Origin of the sequence: Desulfosarcina variabilis str. Montpellier (genome assembly GCF_048565275.1) — a bacterium.
In the GTDB taxonomy this organism is placed as follows: domain Bacteria; phylum Desulfobacterota; class Desulfobacteria; order Desulfobacterales; family Desulfosarcinaceae; genus Desulfosarcina; species Desulfosarcina variabilis.
In genome coordinates, this window is record NZ_CP159846.1 from 1,456,303 (window position 1) to 1,477,427 (window position 21,125).

Below are 21,125 nucleotides of genomic sequence, written 5' to 3' on the forward strand. Positions count from 1 at the left end.
TCATCTTCCTCTTTCTTTCTCTACGCATCCATCATGGTGAGGCATGAACCTGCCAGATCGCTTATACGGTTACCGTATGCACCGAAATGTAATTAGGAGACGTAATAAATAAGTTACAAACAGTATCGCCAATATCGTATAGACGTTGAAAAAGTCAAATAATTTTTAAAAACGTCAAAAAGATGTGCCGACATTCGCTTTTAAAGAGGATTAAATATGCTGGGGCAGATAATGATGTCTACTGGTAATATCTGTGATAATAAATAATTACAGTATATTGGAATAGTCCCTGGCCGCTTTGCGGATGGCGGTCTTCAAAAATGTCGACGAAATTGACAAAATTCGGATAGAGAACGACAATACTGTAAATAAAAACCATAAAATAATTTTATAAAACGTCATATATAGAAGCGCTACCCAATTCGACCAAGTGGCCAGTACTGTCTTCGCACCGGTTTATCCCCTGGTGGCCCGTCAGGTGATTGGTCACACCGACGTCACCCAGGGCACCTGTCTGGATGTGGGCTGCGGTTCGGGCTATCTGGGAGTCGCTCTGGCCGAGATGACCGAGCTGTACATCCACTTCTTCGATCTGTCTGCGGACATGCTGGAGATCACCCGGGAGAAAATTACGGCCAGTGATCTTGGCATGCGGGCCAATACGATCCAGGGGGATGTGAGGGCCATTGATCTTGCTGACGAATCCGTGAATCTGGCCGTCAGCCGGGGGGGCGATCTGGTTCTGGGAAGATATTCCGGCAGCATTGCGGGAAATCTACCGAGTGCTGGCTCCCCAGGGATGGGCCTATATCGGTGGTGGGTTCGGATCGAAAGCGCTGCTGGAATCCATCGAGATCACCATGCGTTCCTTCAACAATGGCACCGATCATTTTAAAAACAGGGTGCGCCGCAACCTGGACCAGGCGTCTCATGACCGTTTTAAAGATGCCCTGGCAACCGCGGGTATAGAGTCGGGTTAGGTTTTGCAGAACGACGACATCGGCATGTGGGTCGTCATGAGGAAGTAATCGATCTCGCAAACAGGTGATCAGGATTGCGTTGGAAGATGGCTCAAGATACGCCGGGCCTCGTCGTCTGTCAGCGAGCAGTGGTAAAAGGTGTTTTAGCTATACATCATGCAACCTTCAACTCCAAGTTTTCACGCCGTTTGCACGCACCTAACAGATTGATAAAATTGTTCAGGGTCGGGTTGTCACGGGGACCGATCATGCGACGAATGCTCTTTTCATCCAGGCCCAATTCACGGGCAATGTCTGGCAGTGCTTCAGTGGCGTTAAGATAATCCCTGAGCATTGTTTTGCCTTTGCTTACATCATCATCGAGAAAAGCGTTTGTTGCCTCGATAATAAGTTCCTTGCGATACTCTGGATCTTGTTTCACCCGCAATTGTACGGTTTCTTTAAATTCTCGGGTTGATACCATGATAATCTCTACTTTCTGACCTTGTGATCGGCCCATCGGGCTTTGGCTGTTCGATGTTTTTGGATTGCCACTGGTTGCTCCCACCAGCCAATAAAAGGATGATGTTCTTGCCGTCATAAGCGACATATACCCGGTAACCGGGACCGAAATTGATTTTGTATTCATAAACGCCGCTTCCCACGCTTTTGGCGTTCGAAGTGTTGCCGTTTTCAAGACGGGCAATTGCCGTTGTAACCTTGGCGGCAGCCCTGGCGTTCAAGCCGAAAAACCATTCACGAAACAGGTTCCGATCAGCGTCATTATAATATTCAATGATTTTGAATGTCATGCGTATTGGTAACGATTATGTTACCAATTGTCAATCCTAATCCGATCAGTTAATCCCATCTCCCAAAACCTATTCCTATCACAAATAGCCATTTTTTGCTCAAGATGATTATTTGTCCTGCCGATACCACTCCGAGAACAATCACAAATATACTGATAAAGGAAAAAAACTTATAAGACAAAAATTGTATCGGAAATAAACAGAAAAAACTGAAGTTTGGAACAACATGATCCATTTCAATTAAGATGTTCTCCGCGAAATTAAAGAACGAATACGCTCCATCGAAAACTAATTTCCTATATCCAATATCCGCCGATTTATCTTCATCTGATTCACTCTCCATCACCGCCTGATTTCATAACTTCCGACTTTTTTATTTTATATTTGATATCATCATCAACAAAATAAAACATCTATGAAAGGTGGTTTTATGAAAACATTTTTCGCTGTAACAACTGTTGTTGTTACCTTGCTATTATTTGTAAACGTCTCTTTTGCCGTTCCCATCAAATACACAAAAGAAGGCTATCCGGCAGCATATTCAAAAGAAACACTAACCAGGGCCATTGAATAATCGAATCAAATTTAAAAGGGATGCTCATGAAATCAACAATCATTGTTTTATTAATTGCTTTTTGGATCAATCAAGCAAATGCCGAATTATATAAATGGGTGGATGAAAATGGCGTGACTCATTTTTCTAATACGTTACCCCCGGCCAATGGTGAAGTAGAAACCAAAGCAGAAGCTAAAAGCAATCATTCAATTCAAACCTCATCCGGAAATTTAAACGAGGTTCTCAACAGCTATAGAAATGATGCCATTTCGGATGATATCAATAACGTAAAAAGAAAACTGAGTAATAAATCATCTTATAAGAATACTGATCGCACAGAAAGAAATTCAAGGAAGATAAAAGATCTTCAACGAGAAGTCGATTATTATAAGCAAAAATTGCGTGATGTAGAACGCGAAAGCTATAGTGATTTAAATGAACATCAAGAAAACATACGTTTTTACAAAAAAAAGGTTGCAGATTATCAATCATTACTTGAAAGTGCCAAAAGCCGATAAGATGGCGTCAAAGTTGAACTCATAGATCTCAATGATCAAGTTTTTACGTAAAAGGGCTTTTTTGCCCCTGAGAACTGCGATATTGCGCGTAAATACCCATATCTTTTTCGCATATTCTATTTAATATCTTTGGGTTAACTTGGTTTGATAATCATATGTAAATAAATGATATTATGTACTAAGATAGCTTCATCTGGTGGCAATAACCTCGCTTTTAATACCGATCGATTGTCCGCCGGCGTCGAGGCATTGTGAATCCGTACACGTAAGCGGTTGTTTTTCATATCGAATAGGTCGGCGTCGGTAAAGAAAAGCCCTTGCAGCAGGCGCCTGGCATCAGGCATATCCACTTTTGGTTCAAGCAGCATTGCCGCAATGGCTGTTTCCGAACGATAGGCGATAATGCGCACGGTGTCCATCAATCGCTTGCGTCCCGGAAGCAGCCGATTGAACTTGTCCTCCAGTTCGCCCCAGGTGATGAGTTTTGGCGTCTGTTTCAATTGCGCCTTAAGCGTTTCCAAGTTCTCTGAAATTCGGCAAGGATCAACTGCGATGGATGTAATGGTTGTATGAGCCAAAAAAACGTTACGGATTGATGGTCTTGAATTATACAATATAAAAAGGGAAACATCCTTGAAAAAGAGCATCAAGTGTAAACGGCTCAGAGCCGGTTGGGACGACAATTACCTATCGAAGATCTTGGCAGGATGATTTATAAATGCGTTTGCCCTGATTCTTTATTGAATATATCTTGACAAGTTATTCATCACTGATAGATATACAAATCTACCATCATGTTCGTGTGATTCTTAGAATACTTGCCTTTTCTGGTTTGCATCGCAATTAGGCGTTTTGCTGAAAATCAAAATTTTTTGTTTCGTTTCTACGTTCCAATCATTCTGAAGTCTCCAGCGATTTATTGTTAATTCTTGGACTGGTCACTACGTAATATGGGCGATTGTCGAGCTTGCCGCGAGATCCAAAGAAGAATTCACTATGGTCGTCCATGAGGTAAGCTACCTGAATCCATCAATACGGTTGGATCGGTATTCCCGAAAGGGTTTCAAATTTGGAAGGTGATATTTCAGTAACAACATAATTTGGGTTTGATGAAAATGAAAAAGGAAATTACAAAAAATACTATTGGTGGATTTTTATGGATACTTTGTCTTCTATCTTTTCCTGTTTTTAGTTGTGTTGGTCACAAAATCGAAAAAAAATTTGAAACGATTGAAAGCAATCATTTTATTGATCAAAGCAATATTGGAAGTATCGATAAAACGGATAAAATTGGTTTTTTAATGGCATCTTATGATTTTATTTTGCAAATCAACCAACCTTTTTTCATTGATGAAGAAAACGTATTAGAATATGTATTTTTAGATTATCACCAGAGCAAAGGCCATATTATATTCGACAAAAAAATTAGAGAAAAGTTTCAATTTTTTCTATCAAATAATTTTACTTTTATCTTTATCGATATAAAAGACAATATTACCTTCCAATCATATGTTAAAAAGAATAAAAGATTGACTGTAAAAGAACTATTGTCATGGCTCAAAAAAAACAGCGATTTAAAAAAAATAATAATATTCTATTATAGTATTGGTGAAAAAGGTGAAGTGCAGGCAGAGAATGTGATACCAATGATAATTCCAATTGGACCCTATATAATGTATAGTGCCCGTTGGGACAGTGAAATGGTAAAATATTCAGCTTTTACTTACCAGTCTTCGATATTTGATATTAATAGTGGACACTGTCAAATAAAATATAACTTCACAAAGTTTGTAAGACCTAATTCAGCAGTCGATTCTTTTTATACTAAATCATCTGATTTTTCAAAAAACAGTAAGTCATTTATTGATGTCCTATCTATATTATTTAAGCAATGATAAAAAGGAGATTGTCAGCAATGAAATTTTCAAAAATTATGATTTTATTCAGTGTTTTTATATGCATTCTTTTTATCAACTGCTCAACTACATATATCGTTCATGAAATAGATCCAGCATTAGATGTTTTTATCTCCAAAAAACGCTACGGTATAATTTTAGTTGTACTTGCAGAAGATAATAGAAAAAATGATATGAATATACCAAACTTTGACAGAACGTGGGGATACCTTACCGATAGAGGAATGTATAACAATATACTTACTTCCAAGAATAATTTTAATTCCGTCGTTGCAGATATCATAGTCAACGCTTTGTCAGCTTGCGGATATGATTCTGAAATAATGATTGAAAACAACAACAACGAAAACTACAATGTGACAATCATAAAGCCAATAATCAATGAATTCTGGGTGGAAGGCAGGAGTAAAGGGTTGGCATATGTTACCATTTCAACGGTGATTGATGTTAAATTAGTTACGTTAAAAGGAGAATCGGATCAGAGGCCATTTGATATATCAGTAAAAATTGAGGATGAACAAAGAAAAGGATGCTTTTCGATGAGCCAAGCTGTTGATGCTACAATTGATGTGTGTTCAGAAAATATTGAAAAATTTAAATCATTGCTTGTTAATAAAATTTCAGAGGCCAAATGATTGAAACGCATCTAACCAAACCCTTCAATGGATTAGCAGGATCAGGCCGCAAAACCCCATGTAGCGTTTAGTGTTAGTGTGCCTTTAAAAACGGCCTTATCCCCTCCAGTTCCTTTCCGAGAGTTTGGAGTGTATAGGGCTTTTTGATGTAGCTACCGGGACCCAGGTCCTGGGCTGCTTTCGCATCTTCGGTGAGACAATAGCCGCTTGCGATGACGGCTCGCTGCTCCGGATAAAATTTTACGATTCGCTTGTAGGTCTGCCGACCGTTGATGCCCGGATCCATGGTCATGTCAAGCAGCAGAAGATCCATCGGGTGGGCCTTCACATAGTCCACGATCTCCTCGCCGCTGGAAACGGCCTTTGCCTGGTAACCCAGCCTGTTCAAGAAAGCACAGGCGATCGTCCTCTGGTCCATCTGATCATCCACCACGCACGAGAGTGGAAGAGCAGTTTCGGCGCATGGTTTTCAACATCGTGGCCCGCCACCAGGATGAGCATGTAAAGAATATCGCCTTTTTGATGACGCCCGACGGCACCTGGTCCCTGTCGCCGGCCTTTGACGTGACCTACAGCTTCAACCGCGAGGGCGTATGGACGGCCCGCCACCAGATGACCCTCAACGGCAAGCGCGACGGCTTCACGCTCGCGGATTTCAAGGCCTGCGCCAAGACGGCCATGCTCAAGCGCGGGCGTGCCGAGGCGATGATTGACGAGGTGCAGCGCGTCGTGGCCCGCTGGCCGGATTATGCCGATGCCGCCGGGGTGGCGCCGGCCTGGCGCGATCAGATATACGCCACTTTGCGGCTGGCGTCGTTTGGCTGATCACCTGCCTATTCCACGCGATGCCTTATAACTCATGGTCGACGCCTTCTCAGGATTCTTCCGGTGGAAGATGGCTCAATATCCGCCGGGCCTCGTCGTCCGTCAGCAAATAGTGGTAAAAGGTATGGTAGTAGGTCTTGAGCTCCTTTATCAGGTCAATATGCGCAAACCGCTCGGGGTGGATCTGCTTGGCCAGAAACAGGATGCACAGAAACGACTCGCTGCTGAAATGGCTCCAGTAAAACAGGCCCTGTGGGCTCATGACGACGCGCTTGTCCCTGATTGCGGCAAGGCTTCGCAACCGAGGATCAGCGGTAATCGCGTCCGTTGACGGCGCCGTGCTGACGATGATGATGGCAGGGTTCCAGGCGATCAATTCCTCGGTGGTGACGGTGACAAAGTAGGCGGCATCGTCATGGGTCAGCATGCTGCCACCGGCCGCCGTCACCAACCAGTCGGCGGTGGAGAAGCGCGACTGGGTGTTGGACAGTCCGTCAATGCGTCCGCATACATAGAACACCTTTGGGCGCCGGGTCACAGGTATTTTCCGGGTGACGGAAAGGACCGGTTCGATTTTTTTTTGCATGTAGCGGCAGTATGCATCGGCGGTCGTTTTTGCCTGTCCGCCAAGGATTTCGCCATAAAAGCGGATCTGCGCGTAATAGTCGTCGAAAAAACCATCGAGCGTTTTGGGGCGCTGGCTGCCGTCGTAGGGGACCACCACCGGGAGGCCGGACTGGCTCATGCGCTGGATCTGTTTGGCAAAAGGATGGTAGATGACCAGATCGATGCCCAGCGACAGCAGTTGTTCAACGCTGGGGGCGGCGTAGTTGTCGATGACCGGCGTCTGTTTCAGGGCCGGATTTACTCTATAGTTCCAGGGCGGCATGAAGTTGGTCACCAGACCGACCCGGTCCGCGGCCCCCAGGGCGAAGAGCTTTTCATAGCTGGGGCCGAAAAGACAGGCCACGCGCTTGGGCTCTGCCGGGATGCGAACCGTTCTTCCCATGCGGTCTACAATCGTGCGTGTGGCTGGCTGGCCGGCTTCATCCTCGGCGTGTGAAGGGGCGACGGATAAACCTGCATTGAAAGTGAAAAGAAAAAAGAAAAGAAATATCAGGAGAAGCGCGCGTCTGCTTTTGGTTTGCCTATATGCCGTTGCAACATTCATTTGAACAGTCCTGTGGATTGATATCGAAAAAATTTCGGTCTTATCGTAGGGGCGAAAAATTTTTCGCCCCTACACGGCGGCTACGCAATCCTTGCCTCCAAATCCGCTACTCTCCCCACGGACTGCGCCGGTTGCGCAGCAACAGGTAGCCGAAACACGGCGCACCGACGATGGCGGTGAGAATGCCCACCGGAATTTCCCCACCTGGCAGGATCCGGGCCAGGGTGTCCATGCAGAGCATGAACAGACCGCCCAGAAGGGCGGCAAAAGGGACCAGCACATCGTGGTCGGCACCGATGATCATTCTGGCCATGTGCGGGATGACCAGCCCTACCCAGCCGATGCTGCCGCAGGCCGCCGTAGCGGCCGCCACCATCAGCGTGGCAATGATAATGTGGGCCGCCCGCCTCAAGGGGACGTCGATCCCCAGGGAAAGGGCCTCCTCTTCACCCAGGGCCATGGGATTGAGCCCCCAGCGCAGAAAATGGGTCAGGACCAGTCCGGGCAGGATCAACCCCATACCCCAGACGGCGTCATTCCAGGCCACACTTGTAAAGCTGCCCATGGTCCAGAAGACAATTGCCGGAAGCTGGCCCAACGGATCCGCCTTACACTTGATGTAGGACAGACCGGCCATGAACAGGGCCGAAATAATCACCCCGGCCAGCACCAGGGTGGTGGGGGAACTGTCGCCGTGTCGACCGATCTGGCAGGCCAGGGCCACCGCGATCAGGCCCCAGACAAAAGCCGAGCCCTGAAGCAGGGTCGCGCTGCCGCCGACCCATAGCATGGCTATTGCGGCCCCGAAATTGGCGCCGGCCGTGACCCCCAGAATGGACGGGGAGACCAGCGGATTTTTAAACAGGGACTGAAACACCACACCGGAAACAGACAGTGCCGCGCCGGTGAGAATTGCCATCAGGATGCGGGGCAGGCGAACCGTCCAGAGTACCAGGGCCGGTGCATCCAGGCGGCCGGCGATTTCTCCGGGGTCAAACAGCGACGCGATCAGTTGGCCGAACGTGGCCAGATCAATGGGGTATTTCCCCACCGCCGCGGCGGTAAGGACGGTAGAAACAAGGGCAAGAAAAGCCAAACTGAAGGTTATCCTGGTTTTGATCATGGTACGAAGCATTCCGGTTTGAGCATCATTGAACGGCGTACTGCCGGCCGCCGATATCAGAAAGAGGCGTCTGTACCATTCCCGGCATGACGAACCATTGCCCGCGGTCGCCGTTTTGGATGGAGACGTTCATGTCGTACAGGGCCTCGATGGCCTGCTGTTCAAATACGTCGGCGGTGGTGCCCTGGCGGTGCACCCGGCCTTGTTTGAGCATGACCAGCTGGCTGCAATAGCGTACCGCCAGGTTGGGATCATGCAGGGTGATCAGGGTGGTGAGATGGTGGCGTCGGGTCATCTTCTGAACGATATCCATGACACGATACTGGTTTTTGAAATCCAGATGGGCAGTGGGTTCATCCAACAGCAGGATGGATGGATTTTGAAAAAGCGCCCGGGCCAGCAGCACGATCTGGCGTTCGCCGCCGGAGAGGGCGTTGAAGGGGCGGTTTTTCAGGTGGGGGATGCCAAGGTCGCTTAACACGCCGGCGGCATCGCGGGCATCCGCCCCCGACGGCCGACCCATTGCGCCCACCCGGGATGCCCGTCCCATGAGAACCATCTGCAGGGCCGAGAAGGCGAAAGCCACGGTGGTCTGCTGAGGCACGACGGCCATGATGCCGGCAATGGTGCGCCGGGAAAGCTGGGCGATGCGTTGCCCGCCGATGCGCACGTGGCCCTGCCTGGGTTTCAACAGGCCGTTGATGCATTTGAACAAGGTGCTCTTGCCCGAGCCATTGGGGCCAAGCAGGCCGCAAATGGTTCCGGGCGCAACGGAAAAATCGATATCGCGCAGTACCGGCAGGGTCTCGTAGTCAAAGCTGAGGTCTTCAACCGTCAGTGTTTCCATAAGATCAATATCCTTATATAAATGTATTTTAAAATAGTAAAAAGTCGTGAGGAAAAAACTTACCTTTTTTATCATCTGGAATCAAGCGATAATCGACATTCCTTTTACTGGCAAGCTTGTACATTGACTTTCGAATTGAATGGGTATATTCCAAACAATACAATTGACGTTAAAAATAATAATTTGTTATTTCATTACCATAGGATAAAGTATGCAGCTGCCGAATATCGATTGGAACGCCCTGTGGCGCACAAACCATGACCGACGGTTCAAGCCGGCGCGCGATCCCGCCTTCTGGGACAAGCGGGCGCCGGAGTTCGCCAGGCACGTCAAAACCAGCGATTATGTCAATCAGTTCATGGCTATCCTGAAGCCGCAGCCCGAGTGGTGCATACTCGACGTCGGCAGTGCCGCCGGTACGCTGGCGGTGCCCATGGCGCCCTGGGTGAAAGGGGTGACCGCCATGGACCCGTCCGCCCGGATGCGCGAGCTGCTGGAAATGCGTTGCCAGGAAGAGGGGATTGATAATATCCGAATCGTTGACGGGCGATGGGAGGATGACTGGGATGCCCTGAACATTGGCGTGCACGACGTGGCCATTGCCTCCCGGTCCCTGATTGTGGATGATCTTAAGGGCACCATTGAAAAGCTTCAGCGCCATGCCTGCCGGCGGGTGGTGCTTTCGGCCATGGTCGGAGACGGTCCTCATGACCGCCGGATCTTCGAGGCCGCGGGCCGGACCTTCAGCGCCGGTACCGATTACATCGTGCTGGTCAATCTTTTGCGTCAGATGGGAATCTTTGCCAACGTCACCTTTATCTGTAACCGCCAGCACAAAGCCTACCGCGATGTGGAGGATGCCGTAAACAGCATGCGCTGGATGCTGGATGGGATGACAGCCGCCGAGGAGGATCGTTTAAGAGAATATCTGACCCGCACCCTGGTGAAAGAAAACGGCAGTTGGACGCTGCCCTATGGCCGGATCGTGCGCTGGGCGGTGGTGTGGTGGGACACGGAAGATAATCCGGCAGGCTGATAAAAAAAATAACAGCGCCGGACGGGGCACCACGAAAGAATCGCCCTGCCTGGCGGACCGATCAGAGAACATTACAATTCGGCAATCAGTTTGCCGGTAATGTTGCCGCCCTCGTATCCGGGGATCGAATCGATTTCTTTTCTCAGCAGGGCGGACTGCAGGACATCCATGAGGACTTTGATTGTTGGATGACTGGAAAAATCCTTGGGAATGACCAAATCACAGCGGGCCGCGGTGATGGGCACGAACCCCAGCCCATACGCCTCGGCAATGGCCCTTAGCCCCAGGGCGGCGTCAGCCACGTTACAGGCGATGCGGAAAGCGCCCTCGCGATGGGATTTGACTTCGTTTTGGTAGCCGTTGATGATGGTGCCGTCGATGCCGGCCTGCTGCAGATGATCATCCAGCAGTACCCGCAATGCAGCGCCTGCTTCCCGGTTGATAAATCGCACCATGGGCTGAGCCAGATCGGCGACGGTGCGGATGCCTAGTGGATTGCCCTTGGCGACCATCAGCCCCTCCTCTAAAAGCGAAAACCCCAGCACATTGCTACTCACACCGGACAGCTTCTGCTTGGCCACCATGACATTCGATTCTTTGTCACCCGTATTGTGCAGGTGGGTGCCGGCCACGTGGGTCACGCTGTCGGCCAGAGCGTTCAGGGCGCGATGGCTGGAGGCAAACCGGCAGTAAACCCGTGCCTCGGGCGCCACGCGGCTTACATGATGGCTCAAAATTTCAAAGGCCGGATCACACCCCATCAGGATGATTGTTTTTTCAAGGTTAGCAGCTGGGCTCAGGATAAAGGCGCTTTTTTTGTCCGGGTTGAGCAGGCCGTCTGCCGCCCGCAGGCCGAAGGGAATGGATTCCGCGCCTTGGAGCGGCAGACCCACCAGTCGATCGCGAACCCTTCCCAGTGCCAGCCGGGACGATGGTTCGCCCGATCCATTGACGATATGCACGGGCTCGATGGCTGGTGGCGATTTTTCGACAAACAGGTCTTCCACCCGGCAGCTGAACACCCGCGCCAGGCGCAGGGCGATGGCGGTGTTGGGCAGGTAGCGGCCGGATTCAATATCGTAAATGGCCTGTCGTCTAACGTCGATGGCTTCGGCCAGTTCCTGCTGGGACCACCCTTTTTTCAGGCGGAATTCCTTGACGTGGCAAGTCACACTGTCGTCTTTACGGGCCATTGGCGACTCCTAATAAGATTATTCACTTTCCGGTGAACCAAAAAAAATGTTGACCTATCCTATAGCATATGCAATGAGTTCAGGTCAAATAGCGCTTATAGACGACATTTGAAAGGTGATGGAACCTTCTGGTTTATATGGCGATTTAACGCTTGAAACATACGAACGGAGTAGTGCAAACATGACTGACATTTACGATGCGTTGAAACAGAAAGCGTCTGCATTGATGAGCGAGCACGGCCTGATGAACGAAACCGTGACCGTCAAGGCCCGCGCCTTGAGTGTGGAAGAGGCTATCGGCAACCCCGAGGACGACGATTTTCCCATTCAGAAAGGTAAGGAGCGCCTGATGCAGGCGGACATTCGGGGATCGTTTGGCCAGGCGTTTACCGATCAATTCGGTGATTACGAGGGAACACTGGAAAGCATTATCACCGCGCCCCTGACCAACAACTACCGCCGGGCGATCTTTGTAGCTGCCATGAATGCCGCCCTGCGGCATCTCGGGCGGATCGACGGGACCGTGCACTGTAAGGACGAGGAGCCGAAAACCTGCGCCGAGGCCCTGGCCGAACATATCGCCAGCCGCTACGGTGAGGTGAAAATCGCCCAGGTCGGGCTTCAACCGCGTATGGTCGAAAGCCTGTCCGCCCGTTTCCCTGTCCGGGTCCTGGATATGGACCCGGACAACATCGGCAGCAAAAAGTATGGCGCCGAAATTGAATCGCCGGACAACACATCCGCAGCCGTAGACTGGGCCGACCTGCTGGTGGTCACGGGAACCACGATCGTCAATGGCACCCTGCCGGCTTTTGTGGGTGACAAGCCGGTGATTTTTTACGGCACCACCATTGCCGGGGCGGCGCATTTGATGGGGTGGGAGAGGTTCTGCGCCAAAAGCACGTAATGGGTGTCTACGCTTAAGACGGCATCTTGCTCCCCATTTCAGCGTTGGGCGTCGCATTCCAATCCTCAAAATATTTCATATATTCCTCCGGTTGGAACGCGCCGTCCGCCTCGAAATCGGAAGCAAGCTACCATCTTAAGCATCGACAAGGGGGCTCTGGCCTTGCCAGCAACCGCTTCCCGCCGTCGGCCTGGTAAACGCTGATGTTAATTGATGCGGTGTAGTTTTTGAACAGTGGCACTGTAGGGGCGAAACGCTTTCGCCCTGAGACTACAGGCTCCCAAGGGCGAAAGATTTTTCGCTCCCCTCTGTTCACTGTGCTGTTGAGTTTGTATGACTGCGGAGAAAATGGAGATGGAAATGCGCAAATTCAAGTGGAGTCTGATGATCGTCGGGGTGGTGTTGGGTGGGGTTTTGTTTTTTAACCCAAGTGCGATCGCCGCACAGCTGCATATATTTGCCGGTGCGGGCTTAAGGCAGCCGGTCGACCAGCTGGTCAAGACATTCGAAACCCAGACCGGCCATCGGGTATTTATCGACTATGGCGGCGCCGGCCAGCTGTTGGCCCGCATCGAGGCCGCTGGTACGGGCGACCTGTTTATTCCCGGATCCTTGTTTTACATCCAGAAGCTGCAAACAGACGGTAAGGTTCAGACCTACCGGCCCATCGTCCAGCATACTCCGGTCATCGGCGTAAATGCCAAGCAGGCCGGGCGGATCAAAACATTTAAAGACATGGCCCAACCGGGCATCCGTCTGGCCATGGGGGATCCCAAGGCCATGGCATTCGGCCGCACGGCAATGACGATTTGTGAAAACTCGGGAATTAAGGATGCCATTTTGAAAAATGTTACCGTTTACGGCGCCACGATCAAACAACTGGCTCTGTATGTCAGCCAGGGCGTCGTGGACGCGGCCATTATCGGGCGCACGGATGCGTTTCAAAACAAGGAGACGATCACCATGGTGTCCATTCCGGTGGAGTATTTCCAGGCCGAGGTGATTGCCGCCGCCGTTTTAACGAGTGCAGCGGATTCGGAATTAGCCGGGCAATTGGCAGAGCATCTCAGCTCAGATCCCGCTGTGGCCGTTTTCAATCAATTCGGCTTTTTGCCCCTGGACGAGTTGTAATTTTAAGCCATGCGCTGTCTTTGCCTGCTGCCCACGGGGCTCCTGATTTTTCTGATTGTCGGGGTACTTGTCGGTCTGTTTGTCCATCTGCCTGCGTCCAGCATTCTGACTACCCTGGCTTCGGAGGAGATCGTTTTTGCGCTGCGCCTGACCCTTTTCACCTCCGGCGCGGCGACTCTGATTGCCGTACTGTTGGGGGTGCCGGCCGGTCATTTCCTGGCGCGGCAGCAATTCAAAGGCAAGATCGTGGTGGACACGCTGATTGACTTGCCCATGACCATGACCCCCCTGGTGGCCGGCGTGGGGCTTTTGTTTCTGCTGGGCAGTGATCCGGTGCGGCAAACCCTGGATCGGTTTGGCATCCAGTTGCTGTTCACCCCGTGGGGGGCGATTCTGGCCCAGGTGCTGATCGTCACACCGGTCATGGCCCGTACCGCCCGCGCGGCGTTTGCGGCTATCGACACCCGCTACGAGCAGGCCGCCCAGACCCTGGGACTGAAACCCGTCCAGGTGTTTTTGCGTGTTTCCTTGCCCATGGCCCGGTCTGTACTCTTGAGCGGAGTGGTGCTTTGCTGGGCGCGTGCAGTCGGGGAATTCGGCGCCACCTTGATGGTGGCCGGGGCGACCCGGTTTCGAACCGAAACCCTGCCGATTGCCGTGTTTTTGAATATTTCCAGCGGTGAACTGGGCATTGCCCTGGTTTGTGCCTGGTTGTTGATCATGACCGGTTTTTTGGTACTGCTGGTCATGCGCTGGATCGGCACACCGTTTTCCGACGAGCCAACCGCAATGAAAGCTGAACGATGACCACGATTCGTCTTGAAAAAGTGTCCAATACCGTATTGCAGGGCGTTGATCTGACCATCGACGAGGGTGAACTGTTCGTCCTGCTGGGGCCGTCAGGGGCCGGCAAAAGCACCTTGCTCAAGGTGATTGCCGGACTTTTGCCGTGCAGCGGAAACATCTTTTTTAACGGTGATTGCATTGACCTGCAGCCGCCGCATCAGCGTGGGGTCGGGTACCTTTTTCAAGACCTTCTGCTTTTCCCTCATCTGACCGTTTATCAGAACCTCGCCCTGGCCATGGCTCACCTGAAAGCCGGCCGTCGGGCGGAAAATCTGAAAATCAACCGGTTGCTCGATCGTTTCGGCATTTTGGATCTGGCTGACCGCTATCCGGCTCGGATGAGCGGCGGTGAGAAGCAGCGCGTGGCCCTGGCGCGGGCCATCGCCACGGATCCCCGAATTCTGCTCCTTGACGAACCGTTTAGCAGCCTTGATCCGGAGAACGCCAAGCACCTTCGCTCGGAACTGAAAGCGCATCAGCGCCATTTCCGGATCACGACCCTTTTTGTTACCCATAACTTGACGGAGGCGCGCCAACTGGCCGATCGGGTCGGGGTGATCCAAAAGGGACGGCTGACCGTGAACGTCAATCCCAATGAACTGGAACGGGCTGTTTCGACCGAGGCCATACCCGTGTCGAAACGCTTCGATGAACCGTATGCAGCGCCTTTTGTCCAAGGTGAGCAATGGCCTGCGATGGGGTCGTAAGAGCCTGTTTGATAAATCCGTCCAACAAAGAAAGGTTGAAAATGAAATCGAACAAGTGCATGGTCGGCCTGCTACTGATGGTGATGGGATTATTTGCGGTTCAGGCGGCTGCTGCGGATCAGGAGGTGGTCGTTTTTGCCGCCGCGTCCACCACCAACGCTATCGCGGACATCGGCGAGTTGTATGCCGCCAAAGGGGCAGGGCCCATTAAAACGTCTTTTGCCTCATCGTCCACCCTAGCCAAGCAGATTGCCAGTGGAGCACCGGCCGACGTATATCTGTCGGCCAACAAGAAATGGATGGATTTTCTCGAAAAGAAAAATGCCGTGGACAAGGCGACCCGTTTTGATCTTTTGGGGAACCGTATCGTATTGATCGCGCCGCTGAAAAGTTCCATCGACAAGGTCCAGGTCAACGATGCGCTGGACGTGGCGGTCCTGTTGGGCAGCGACGGCCGGCTTTCCATGGGGGACCCGGACCATGTGCCGGCCGGCATGTACGGCAAAAAGGCCATGGAAAAACTGGGGCTGTGGAATCAGGTCCAGGGACGCCTGGCCCCCATGAAGGATGTGCGTGCGGCCCTGGTGCTGGTGGAACGCGGCGAAGCGCCGCTGGGCCAGGTGTACGCCACGGACGCGGCTATCTCCAAGAAGGTGCGCGTGGTGGGCATGTTTCCCACCGACAGCCATCCGCCCATCGTTTATCCGGTGGCGGCCGTGGCCGGCGGCAAGGCGGATGCGGCGGCTGCATTTTTGGACTTTTTAAAATCGGCCGAAGCCAAGGCGGTTTTTGCCAAATATGGATTTGAAGTGCGCTGACCAATGAATATGGTGAGTATCTGCACTGGCTATTGATGATATCCCTATGAACATGTTCCACCTGACCGATGTCGAGATCGAAGCCCTGCGGCTGAGCCTTTGGGTTTCCGGTTGGGCCGTGGCCGCCAGTCTGCCTCTGGGCATTCTGGCGGCCTGGATTTTGGCCCGTCTGCGCTTTCCGGGTAAGAATCTGCTGGACGGCCTGATTCACCTGCCCCTGGTGTTGCCGCCGGTGGTCACCGGTTACCTGTTGTTGGTGCTGCTGGGGCGCAATGGGGTCATCGGTGCGGCGCTTTACAAGTATCTGGGGATTGTGCTGGCTTTTAACTGGAAAGGGGCTGTCCTGGCCGCCGCGGTCATGTCGTTTCCACTGTTGGTGCGTGCCGTGCGGCTTTCCCTCGAGAATGTGGACCGGGGCCTGGAGGCGGCCGCCCGAACCCTTGGTGCCGGTCCCTTACGGGTATTTTTTACGGTGACGTTGCCGCTGATGGTGCCGGGCATCATTACCGGCCTGATCCTGGCCTTTGCCCGCAGCTTGGGCGAGTTCGGGGCCACGATCACCTTTGTGTCCAATATCCGCGGCCAGACCCAGACCCTGCCCCTTGCTCTATATACCCTCACCCAGGTGCCGGACGGTGAGATGGGGGCCATGCGGCTTTGCATCCTTTCGGTGGTGATCGCCATGGTGGCGCTGATTTGCTCGGAGGTGCTGGCCAGGCGGTTTGCCGCCCGCATGCAGGGGTGACGGATTGGTGAGACGGCCGATATCGGCGTTACTCGACGTCATCGTCGTTGCGGCGTACCTTATGTACGCCTCTCTCCTCACGACGTCGAAAGCCTTGATCTCGGCCGTCTCACCAATCCGTCTGGAAAGTGAGTTCTTACCTACATCGATTCAAAATACTTTCTAACTAACGGTACAATTGTTGTGGAAATCGATATTCAGCGCCAGCAGGGCGATTTTTTTGTAAATGTTACTTTTACGGGGGCCAAATCGGGCGTGACCGCACTTTTCGGCCCGTCCGGGGCCGGTAAGACCTCCATTGTCAACATGGTGGCCGGCCTGATGCGTCCGGACAGCGGCCGGATTGCTGTGGCTGGTTTGTGTTTGTTCGACGCCAAGCGCGGCATCAACCTGCCGCCGGAACGGCGCCGCATCGGCTACGTGTTCCAGGACGGACGGCTGTTGCCCCACTTGTCCGTGCGGTCCAATCTGGTTTTTGGCATGCGCTTGACACCGGCGGACCGACGGTTTGTGGAATTCGATGCCGTGGTCGACCTCTTGGGCATCGGCCATCTGCTGGATCGCCGGCCGGCCAAGCTGTCCGGTGGCGAGAAACAGCGCGTGGCCATCGGCCGGGCCCTTCTCACCAGTCCGGCCATGCTGCTCATGGATGAGCCCCTGGCGTCCCTGGATGCCTCACGCAAGGCCGAGGTGATGCCTTTCATCATGCGCTTGTCGCGTGAGTTCGCCATCCCGATTTTATACGTCAGCCATTCCCTGGATGAGATTCTCAACCTTGCCGATCAATTGGTGATCCTGGAAGCCGGGGAGGCCGTAGCTTGTGGAGGGCTGGCTGAGTTGATGTCCCGGCCCGAGCTGCAAAAACGCCTTGGCAGCGATGAAATCGGGGCGGTGATCGAGACGGTGGTGGAGGCACCACAAGACGATTCGGGAATGACCCGTCTGCATTTCGGTAATCACACCCTGATGGTCCCGCCGATTGACGTACAGCACGGTGGGGTGGTCCGGGTCCGCATCGCCGCCCGCCATGTGGCCATTGCTCTGGAGCCACCGGTCGGAACCAGTTTCCAGAATGTCTTTGCCGGCCGCGTCCAAGAAACATTATATCGGGGCGGCGCGTTGATCGATGTCCGCCTGGACATTGGCTGTCCTTTGTGGGCGCGCATCACCCGCCAGTCTTGCCTGGACCTTGAGATCAAGCCCGGGCAGTCGGTTTACGCATTGATCAAAAGCGTGGCCGTGTCCCTGGGCGGTGGTGCCGATATCGGCGAACCGCCTGCCTCGGCAAACTGAGATTCCGACGCCTTGACCTTTCTTTATGGCAGTTTCCATTGATAATGGTTTCGGGATAAAAGGGCCTGATATTTACCGGTTTTTTTCATTGTATCAAGGTTTCTTTGCCATGCTGCAACGGTTTTATCCGGCACCTTCAGTGATGTACCGATGTACATGTCCACCTCCTTGTCCCGAAATGCGATGCGAACCTTTTTTTCCTCGATGTCAAGGGCGTGCAGGGTGTACTTCAAGATCAGATACGGTGCATACCAGGCATCGATCCGTTTGACTGCAGTGAGTTTTTTGGCGTTTTGTTTTTCCGACAATACGATCTGTAGATGGCCAAAGCCCAATTCCCTCAAGCGGTGGAAAGTCGGCGTGCAGACACTGACACCCACCTGAACAGTCCTGAAATCATCAATGCTGGTATAGTTTCGATTGTCTGAAGCGGGCACCGCAAAAACAAAACGGTCCCTCATGATGGGACCGATCCATTTGAATTGCTTTTCCCTGTATGGCACTCGGGTATAGGGGAACAACATCACTGTTTTACGCTTTGAGCATTCCAGCGCCCGTTTCCATGGCATCACACAGATTTTGCCGCAATCGCCTGTCCGGTTCATCAATTCCTTTACGATATCAACGGCGATTCCGGAAAAGCGGCCTTTCTCCTTAAATGCATAAGGCGGGAAATCATTGGTAAAAAAAAGCAATTCATCTGAGCTGTGGGCTGAATGGACATTGATAATCAAGAGAAATAAGGTTAGAGAAAGTGCCGTGATGGGTCTACCCGTCATGGGACTACCTTTCATTTAAATAATCAGCTCCGTTTCAGATCAGCATCAGCAATAATGGCATTCAGTCAGTAATCAAAGATGTATTTATTGTTGGTTTGATTTTTTTCTAACGATTAATTGTTGACCTTACTTCCACTTAAAAGAAAATCAACAAAAATTCAAATCGAAAACGCATACCTATTGACCGTCCGGAAATAGGAAAATTTGGCCATTTCTGGATGGGCACTACCTAACAGTTCAGTCGATCTGATTATTTAACGGAAAAAGTTAAAAAAGGCAAAAAATCATATGCTTTTTGCAATTATAGCGGTCACGGCGCTTTTTTTTTGAGGGGACAAGCCTTTTTTATGCAATATTGGGGTTAACACGCCTGCCCAAGTGCCTTTCGTTGCGATGGCCCCTTCTCGATTTGCAGTCCTATTTAACGTGTGCTAATAAATAGCCAGCCTCTAATGACACGCTTTCTTATCTATCCCTTCTGAGCATTCGGAAGGGAAAAATCTGCTATCATATTTTTCGTAAATTTTTTTTGACAACGTCGCGTTTACTACAGGAGAGCAGCAATATGGCACATCATCCATCCGCAGGAGAAATGGCGCCCGCATCCGTGCTGGCCAATATCCCCCGATTGGTTTCGGCCTATTATACCCACCGGCCCGATGTTTCCGAACAAACCCAGCAAGTCGTTTTCGGAACCTCCGGTCACCGCGGATCGTCGCTGAAAAACAGTTTCAACGAGCCCCACATCCTGGCCATCAGCCAGGCCATTTGTGAATATCGTGCAGCACAAAAGATTGACGGTCCGCTTTTTATGGGCATGGATACCCATGCCCTGTCCGAACCGGCCCTGGCCACCGCCCTGGAGGTATTCGCTGCCGCCGGGATAACCGTTATGATTGCCAAAGACCTGGAATACACGCCCACACCGGTGATTTCCCATGCCATTTTGACCACCAACCAAAACCGCGATCAGGGCCTTGCCGACGGTGTGGTCATCACGCCTTCCCACAATCCGCCCGAAGACGGTGGCTTCAAGTATAACCCCCCCCACGGCGGACCGGCGGGGGAGGAGATTACCCGTCGGATTGCCGACAGAGCTAATGAACTTCTCAAAAGCGGCGTGGATCGCATCAAGCGGATCAATTTTCAAAAAGCCCTTGCGGCCGACACCACCCATGCCTATGACTACATCACACCGTTTGTGGATGATCTGGCCAAGGTGGTCGACATGGACGCCATCGCCGCTTCCGGTCTCAAGCTCGGCGTGGATCCCCTGGGCGGGGCGGCGGTCAATTACTGGGCACCCATTGCCGAGCGCTACAAGCTGAACCTTGAGATCGTCAATCCGGTGGTGGACCCGGCGTTCGGGTTCATGACGCTGGACAAGGACGGCAAGATCCGCATGGATTGTTCTTCGCCTTATGCCATGCAGAGCTTGATCAAGCTAAAAGATCAATTCGATATTGCCTTTGGTAACGATACCGACGTGGACCGCCACGGGATCGTCACCCGAAGCGCAGGCCTGCTCAATCCCAACCACTTTCTGGCCGTGGCCATCTGGTATCTGTTTCAGAACCGGCCCGACTGGCCGTCATCGGCCGCCGTGGGCAAGACCCTGGTTTCCACCTCGATCATCGACCGGGTGGCTGAGCATCTGGGGCGAACGCTGTGCGAAGTGCCCGTGGGGTTCAAATGGTTTGTGGCTGGACTGATGAGCGGGGACCTTGCTTTTGGCGGTGAGGAGAGTGCCGGGGCATCGTTTCTGCGCCGGGATGGTTCGGTATGGACCACGGACAAGGACGGCATCATCATGGATCTTCTGGCCGGCGAAATCATGGCCAAAGCCGGCAGGGACCCGGGAGAACTCTATGTGTCGCTGGAAGCGCAGTTCGGTACCAGTGTCTACGAACGCATTGATGCCCCGGCAACGGCAGAGCAAAAAGCGGCGTTCAAGCAGCTTTCCGCCGACATGATTACCGCAACACAGCTGGCCGGAGAGCCGATTATCGCCACGCATACGCGCGCGCCGGGAAATGACGCCCCCATCGGTGGATTGAAGGTGGTTACCCAAAACGGCTGGTTTGCCGCCCGGCCTTCAGGCACCGAGGAGATCTATAAAATCTACGCCGAGAGTTTTAATGGCCAGGATCATTTAAAACGTATCCAGGAAGAAGCCCAGGCCATTGTCAGTTCGGCGTTTCAGGCGGCGGGCGCCCCGGTCTGACAGAGATGACTGCAGCAAAAGCCGGTCATGTAGGGGCACGGCGCACCGTGCCCCTACGGGTGCCACCACCCGAATATCAACGTC

At 52.0% G+C, this 21,125-nt stretch carries 24 protein-coding genes; 15 read left to right on the forward strand and 9 right to left on the reverse strand.

Going from position 1 to position 21,125, the window contains the following annotated elements; translation table 11 throughout:
- The first annotated feature begins 430 nt into the window (after positions 1-430).
- Positions 431-895 carry a class I SAM-dependent methyltransferase gene (locus Dvar_RS06395; RefSeq protein WP_419660873.1) on the forward strand — a complete coding sequence of 155 codons (465 nt, stop codon included), beginning with the start codon at positions 431-433 and terminating at the stop codon, positions 893-895.
- A 239-nt stretch (positions 896-1,134) separates the two neighbouring features.
- Here Dvar_RS06395 and Dvar_RS06400 read toward each other — a convergent pair whose 3' ends face one another.
- Together Dvar_RS06400 and Dvar_RS06405 are read right to left on the reverse strand one after the other, a co-directional pair.
- Positions 1,135-1,443, reverse strand: a complete 309-nt coding sequence (locus Dvar_RS06400; protein ID WP_419660874.1) for a hypothetical protein — start codon at positions 1,441-1,443, stop codon at positions 1,135-1,137.
- Positions 1,421-1,771 carry a type II toxin-antitoxin system RelE/ParE family toxin gene (locus Dvar_RS06405; RefSeq protein ID WP_419660875.1) on the reverse strand — a complete coding sequence of 117 codons (351 nt, stop codon included), beginning with the start codon at positions 1,769-1,771 and terminating at the stop codon, positions 1,421-1,423. Before Dvar_RS06405 ends, Dvar_RS06400 begins: the two co-directional genes overlap by 23 nt.
- Positions 1,772-2,201: 430 nt before the next feature.
- On the opposite strand from Dvar_RS06405, the gene Dvar_RS06410 reads away from it, so the two are divergent.
- Both Dvar_RS06410 and Dvar_RS06415 read left to right on the forward strand, forming a co-directional pair.
- The gene (locus Dvar_RS06410) at positions 2,202-2,345 is read left to right on the forward strand and encodes a hypothetical protein (RefSeq protein WP_419660876.1); all 144 of its coding nucleotides are present in this window, start codon (positions 2,202-2,204) and stop codon (positions 2,343-2,345) included.
- 26 nt (positions 2,346-2,371) lie between these two features.
- Positions 2,372-2,845, forward strand: coding sequence for a DUF4124 domain-containing protein (locus Dvar_RS06415; RefSeq protein WP_419660877.1), 474 nt, complete (start codon positions 2,372-2,374; stop codon positions 2,843-2,845).
- Positions 2,846-2,979: 134 nt separating this feature from the next.
- Here Dvar_RS06415 and Dvar_RS06420 read toward each other — a convergent pair whose 3' ends face one another.
- The gene (locus tag Dvar_RS06420) at positions 2,980-3,492 is read right to left on the reverse strand and encodes a putative transposase (RefSeq protein WP_419660878.1); all 513 of its coding nucleotides are present in this window, start codon (positions 3,490-3,492) and stop codon (positions 2,980-2,982) included.
- Between the two features lie 468 nt (positions 3,493-3,960).
- On the opposite strand from Dvar_RS06420, the gene Dvar_RS06425 reads away from it, so the two are divergent.
- Together Dvar_RS06425 and Dvar_RS06430 are read left to right on the forward strand one after the other, a co-directional pair.
- Complete coding sequence (locus Dvar_RS06425; protein ID WP_419660879.1) at positions 3,961-4,740, forward strand: hypothetical protein; 780 nt, start codon at positions 3,961-3,963, stop codon at positions 4,738-4,740.
- 20 nt (positions 4,741-4,760) lie between these two features.
- The gene (locus tag Dvar_RS06430) at positions 4,761-5,396 is read left to right on the forward strand and encodes a hypothetical protein (RefSeq protein ID WP_419660880.1); all 636 of its coding nucleotides are present in this window, start codon (positions 4,761-4,763) and stop codon (positions 5,394-5,396) included.
- Positions 5,397-5,469: 73 nt separating this feature from the next.
- Here Dvar_RS06430 and Dvar_RS06435 read toward each other — a convergent pair whose 3' ends face one another.
- Complete coding sequence (locus Dvar_RS06435) at positions 5,470-5,829, reverse strand: response regulator (RefSeq protein WP_419660881.1); 360 nt, start codon at positions 5,827-5,829, stop codon at positions 5,470-5,472.
- An 8-nt stretch (positions 5,830-5,837) separates the two neighbouring features.
- Here Dvar_RS06435 and Dvar_RS06440 point away from each other — a divergent pair, with 8 nt between their 5' ends.
- Entirely contained in the window at positions 5,838-6,221 is a 384-nt protein-coding gene (locus tag Dvar_RS06440) for a type II toxin-antitoxin system HipA family toxin (RefSeq protein WP_419660882.1), read from the forward strand.
- 49 nt (positions 6,222-6,270) lie between these two features.
- Here the strand turns inward: Dvar_RS06440 and Dvar_RS06445 are convergent, their stop codons facing one another.
- From Dvar_RS06445 to Dvar_RS06455, 3 genes are all read right to left on the reverse strand, one after another.
- On the reverse strand, positions 6,271-7,392 hold the full coding sequence (locus Dvar_RS06445; RefSeq protein ID WP_419660883.1) for an ABC transporter substrate-binding protein: 1,122 nt from the start codon (positions 7,390-7,392) through the stop codon (positions 6,271-6,273).
- 106 nt (positions 7,393-7,498) lie between these two features.
- Positions 7,499-8,515 carry a FecCD family ABC transporter permease gene (locus Dvar_RS06450; RefSeq protein ID WP_419660884.1) on the reverse strand — a complete coding sequence of 339 codons (1,017 nt, stop codon included), beginning with the start codon at positions 8,513-8,515 and terminating at the stop codon, positions 7,499-7,501.
- A 25-nt stretch (positions 8,516-8,540) separates the two neighbouring features.
- The gene (locus tag Dvar_RS06455; RefSeq protein WP_419660885.1) at positions 8,541-9,362 is read right to left on the reverse strand and encodes an ABC transporter ATP-binding protein; all 822 of its coding nucleotides are present in this window, start codon (positions 9,360-9,362) and stop codon (positions 8,541-8,543) included.
- A gap of 211 nt (positions 9,363-9,573) precedes the next feature.
- On the opposite strand from Dvar_RS06455, the gene Dvar_RS06460 reads away from it, so the two are divergent.
- Positions 9,574-10,398: a class I SAM-dependent methyltransferase gene (locus tag Dvar_RS06460; RefSeq protein WP_419660886.1), complete on the forward strand. Its 825-nt coding sequence runs from the start codon at positions 9,574-9,576 to the stop codon at positions 10,396-10,398.
- 71 nt (positions 10,399-10,469) lie between these two features.
- Here the strand turns inward: Dvar_RS06460 and Dvar_RS06465 are convergent, their stop codons facing one another.
- Complete coding sequence (locus tag Dvar_RS06465) at positions 10,470-11,591, reverse strand: substrate-binding domain-containing protein (protein ID WP_419660887.1); 1,122 nt, start codon at positions 11,589-11,591, stop codon at positions 10,470-10,472.
- Positions 11,592-11,772: 181 nt separating this feature from the next.
- Between Dvar_RS06465 and Dvar_RS06470 the strand changes: the two genes are divergently transcribed.
- The 7 genes from Dvar_RS06470 to modC all read left to right on the forward strand — a co-directional run bounded on the left by Dvar_RS06470 (position 11,773) and on the right by modC (position 18,038).
- A complete protein-coding gene (locus Dvar_RS06470) occupies positions 11,773-12,498 on the forward strand; it encodes a Rossmann-like domain-containing protein (protein WP_419660888.1) in 726 nt (241 codons plus the stop codon).
- Between the two features lie 354 nt (positions 12,499-12,852).
- Positions 12,853-13,629, forward strand: coding sequence for a molybdate ABC transporter substrate-binding protein (gene modA / locus Dvar_RS06475; RefSeq protein WP_419660889.1), 777 nt, complete (start codon positions 12,853-12,855; stop codon positions 13,627-13,629).
- A gap of 9 nt (positions 13,630-13,638) precedes the next feature.
- Positions 13,639-14,436, forward strand: a complete 798-nt coding sequence (locus Dvar_RS06480; RefSeq protein ID WP_419660890.1) for an ABC transporter permease — start codon at positions 13,639-13,641, stop codon at positions 14,434-14,436.
- On the forward strand, positions 14,433-15,182 hold the full coding sequence (locus Dvar_RS06485; protein WP_419660891.1) for an ABC transporter ATP-binding protein: 750 nt from the start codon (positions 14,433-14,435) through the stop codon (positions 15,180-15,182). The genes Dvar_RS06480 and Dvar_RS06485 overlap by 4 nt, the downstream gene beginning before the upstream one ends.
- Before the next feature lie 41 nt (positions 15,183-15,223).
- Complete coding sequence (gene modA, locus Dvar_RS06490) at positions 15,224-16,000, forward strand: molybdate ABC transporter substrate-binding protein (protein WP_419660892.1); 777 nt, start codon at positions 15,224-15,226, stop codon at positions 15,998-16,000.
- Positions 16,001-16,046: 46 nt separating this feature from the next.
- Positions 16,047-16,745, forward strand: coding sequence for a molybdate ABC transporter permease subunit (gene modB, locus Dvar_RS06495; RefSeq protein ID WP_419660893.1), 699 nt, complete (start codon positions 16,047-16,049; stop codon positions 16,743-16,745).
- A 183-nt stretch (positions 16,746-16,928) separates the two neighbouring features.
- Positions 16,929-18,038 (forward strand): molybdenum ABC transporter ATP-binding protein, encoded by a 1,110-nt coding sequence (gene modC, locus Dvar_RS06500; protein ID WP_419660894.1) that lies wholly within the window; start codon positions 16,929-16,931, stop codon positions 18,036-18,038.
- A gap of 23 nt (positions 18,039-18,061) precedes the next feature.
- Here modC and Dvar_RS06505 read toward each other — a convergent pair whose 3' ends face one another.
- Positions 18,062-18,817 (reverse strand): substrate-binding periplasmic protein, encoded by a 756-nt coding sequence (locus tag Dvar_RS06505; RefSeq protein WP_419660895.1) that lies wholly within the window; start codon positions 18,815-18,817, stop codon positions 18,062-18,064.
- 565 nt (positions 18,818-19,382) lie between these two features.
- Between Dvar_RS06505 and pgm the strand changes: the two genes are divergently transcribed.
- Positions 19,383-21,041 carry a phosphoglucomutase (alpha-D-glucose-1,6-bisphosphate-dependent) gene (gene pgm, locus Dvar_RS06510; protein ID WP_419660896.1) on the forward strand — a complete coding sequence of 553 codons (1,659 nt, stop codon included), beginning with the start codon at positions 19,383-19,385 and terminating at the stop codon, positions 21,039-21,041.
- The last annotated feature ends 84 nt before the right edge of the window (positions 21,042-21,125 follow it).

Excerpts from the sequence above, each read along its gene's own strand:
- modA (WP_419660889.1), top strand. The coding sequence starts at position 12,853 with ATGGAAATGCGCAAATTCAAGTGGAGTCTGATGATCGTCGGGGTGGTG.
- pgm (WP_419660896.1), top strand. The coding sequence starts at position 19,383 with ATGGCACATCATCCATCCGCAGGAGAAATGGCGCCCGCATCCGTGCTG.
- Dvar_RS06445 (WP_419660883.1), bottom strand. The coding sequence starts at position 7,392 with ATGAATGTTGCAACGGCATATAGGCAAACCAAAAGCAGACGCGCGCTT.
- Dvar_RS06425 (WP_419660879.1), top strand. The coding sequence starts at position 3,961 with ATGAAAAAGGAAATTACAAAAAATACTATTGGTGGATTTTTATGGATA.
- Dvar_RS06470 (WP_419660888.1), top strand. The coding sequence starts at position 11,773 with ATGACTGACATTTACGATGCGTTGAAACAGAAAGCGTCTGCATTGATG.
- modB (WP_419660893.1), top strand. The coding sequence starts at position 16,047 with ATGAACATGTTCCACCTGACCGATGTCGAGATCGAAGCCCTGCGGCTG.
- Dvar_RS06450 (WP_419660884.1), bottom strand. The coding sequence starts at position 8,515 with ATGATCAAAACCAGGATAACCTTCAGTTTGGCTTTTCTTGCCCTTGTT.
- Dvar_RS06465 (WP_419660887.1), bottom strand. The coding sequence starts at position 11,591 with ATGGCCCGTAAAGACGACAGTGTGACTTGCCACGTCAAGGAATTCCGC.
- Dvar_RS06460 (WP_419660886.1), top strand. The coding sequence starts at position 9,574 with ATGCAGCTGCCGAATATCGATTGGAACGCCCTGTGGCGCACAAACCAT.
- Dvar_RS06420 (WP_419660878.1), bottom strand. The coding sequence starts at position 3,492 with ATGCTCTTTTTCAAGGATGTTTCCCTTTTTATATTGTATAATTCAAGA.
- Dvar_RS06410 (WP_419660876.1), top strand. The coding sequence starts at position 2,202 with ATGAAAACATTTTTCGCTGTAACAACTGTTGTTGTTACCTTGCTATTA.
- Dvar_RS06480 (WP_419660890.1), top strand. The coding sequence starts at position 13,639 with ATGCGCTGTCTTTGCCTGCTGCCCACGGGGCTCCTGATTTTTCTGATT.
- Dvar_RS06505 (WP_419660895.1), bottom strand. The coding sequence starts at position 18,817 with ATGACGGGTAGACCCATCACGGCACTTTCTCTAACCTTATTTCTCTTG.
- Dvar_RS06415 (WP_419660877.1), top strand. The coding sequence starts at position 2,372 with ATGAAATCAACAATCATTGTTTTATTAATTGCTTTTTGGATCAATCAA.
- Dvar_RS06485 (WP_419660891.1), top strand. The coding sequence starts at position 14,433 with ATGACCACGATTCGTCTTGAAAAAGTGTCCAATACCGTATTGCAGGGC.
- Dvar_RS06400 (WP_419660874.1), bottom strand. The coding sequence starts at position 1,443 with ATGGTATCAACCCGAGAATTTAAAGAAACCGTACAATTGCGGGTGAAA.
- Dvar_RS06405 (WP_419660875.1), bottom strand. The coding sequence starts at position 1,771 with ATGACATTCAAAATCATTGAATATTATAATGACGCTGATCGGAACCTG.
- modA (WP_419660892.1), top strand. The coding sequence starts at position 15,224 with ATGAAATCGAACAAGTGCATGGTCGGCCTGCTACTGATGGTGATGGGA.
- Dvar_RS06430 (WP_419660880.1), top strand. The coding sequence starts at position 4,761 with ATGAAATTTTCAAAAATTATGATTTTATTCAGTGTTTTTATATGCATT.
- Dvar_RS06455 (WP_419660885.1), bottom strand. The coding sequence starts at position 9,362 with ATGGAAACACTGACGGTTGAAGACCTCAGCTTTGACTACGAGACCCTG.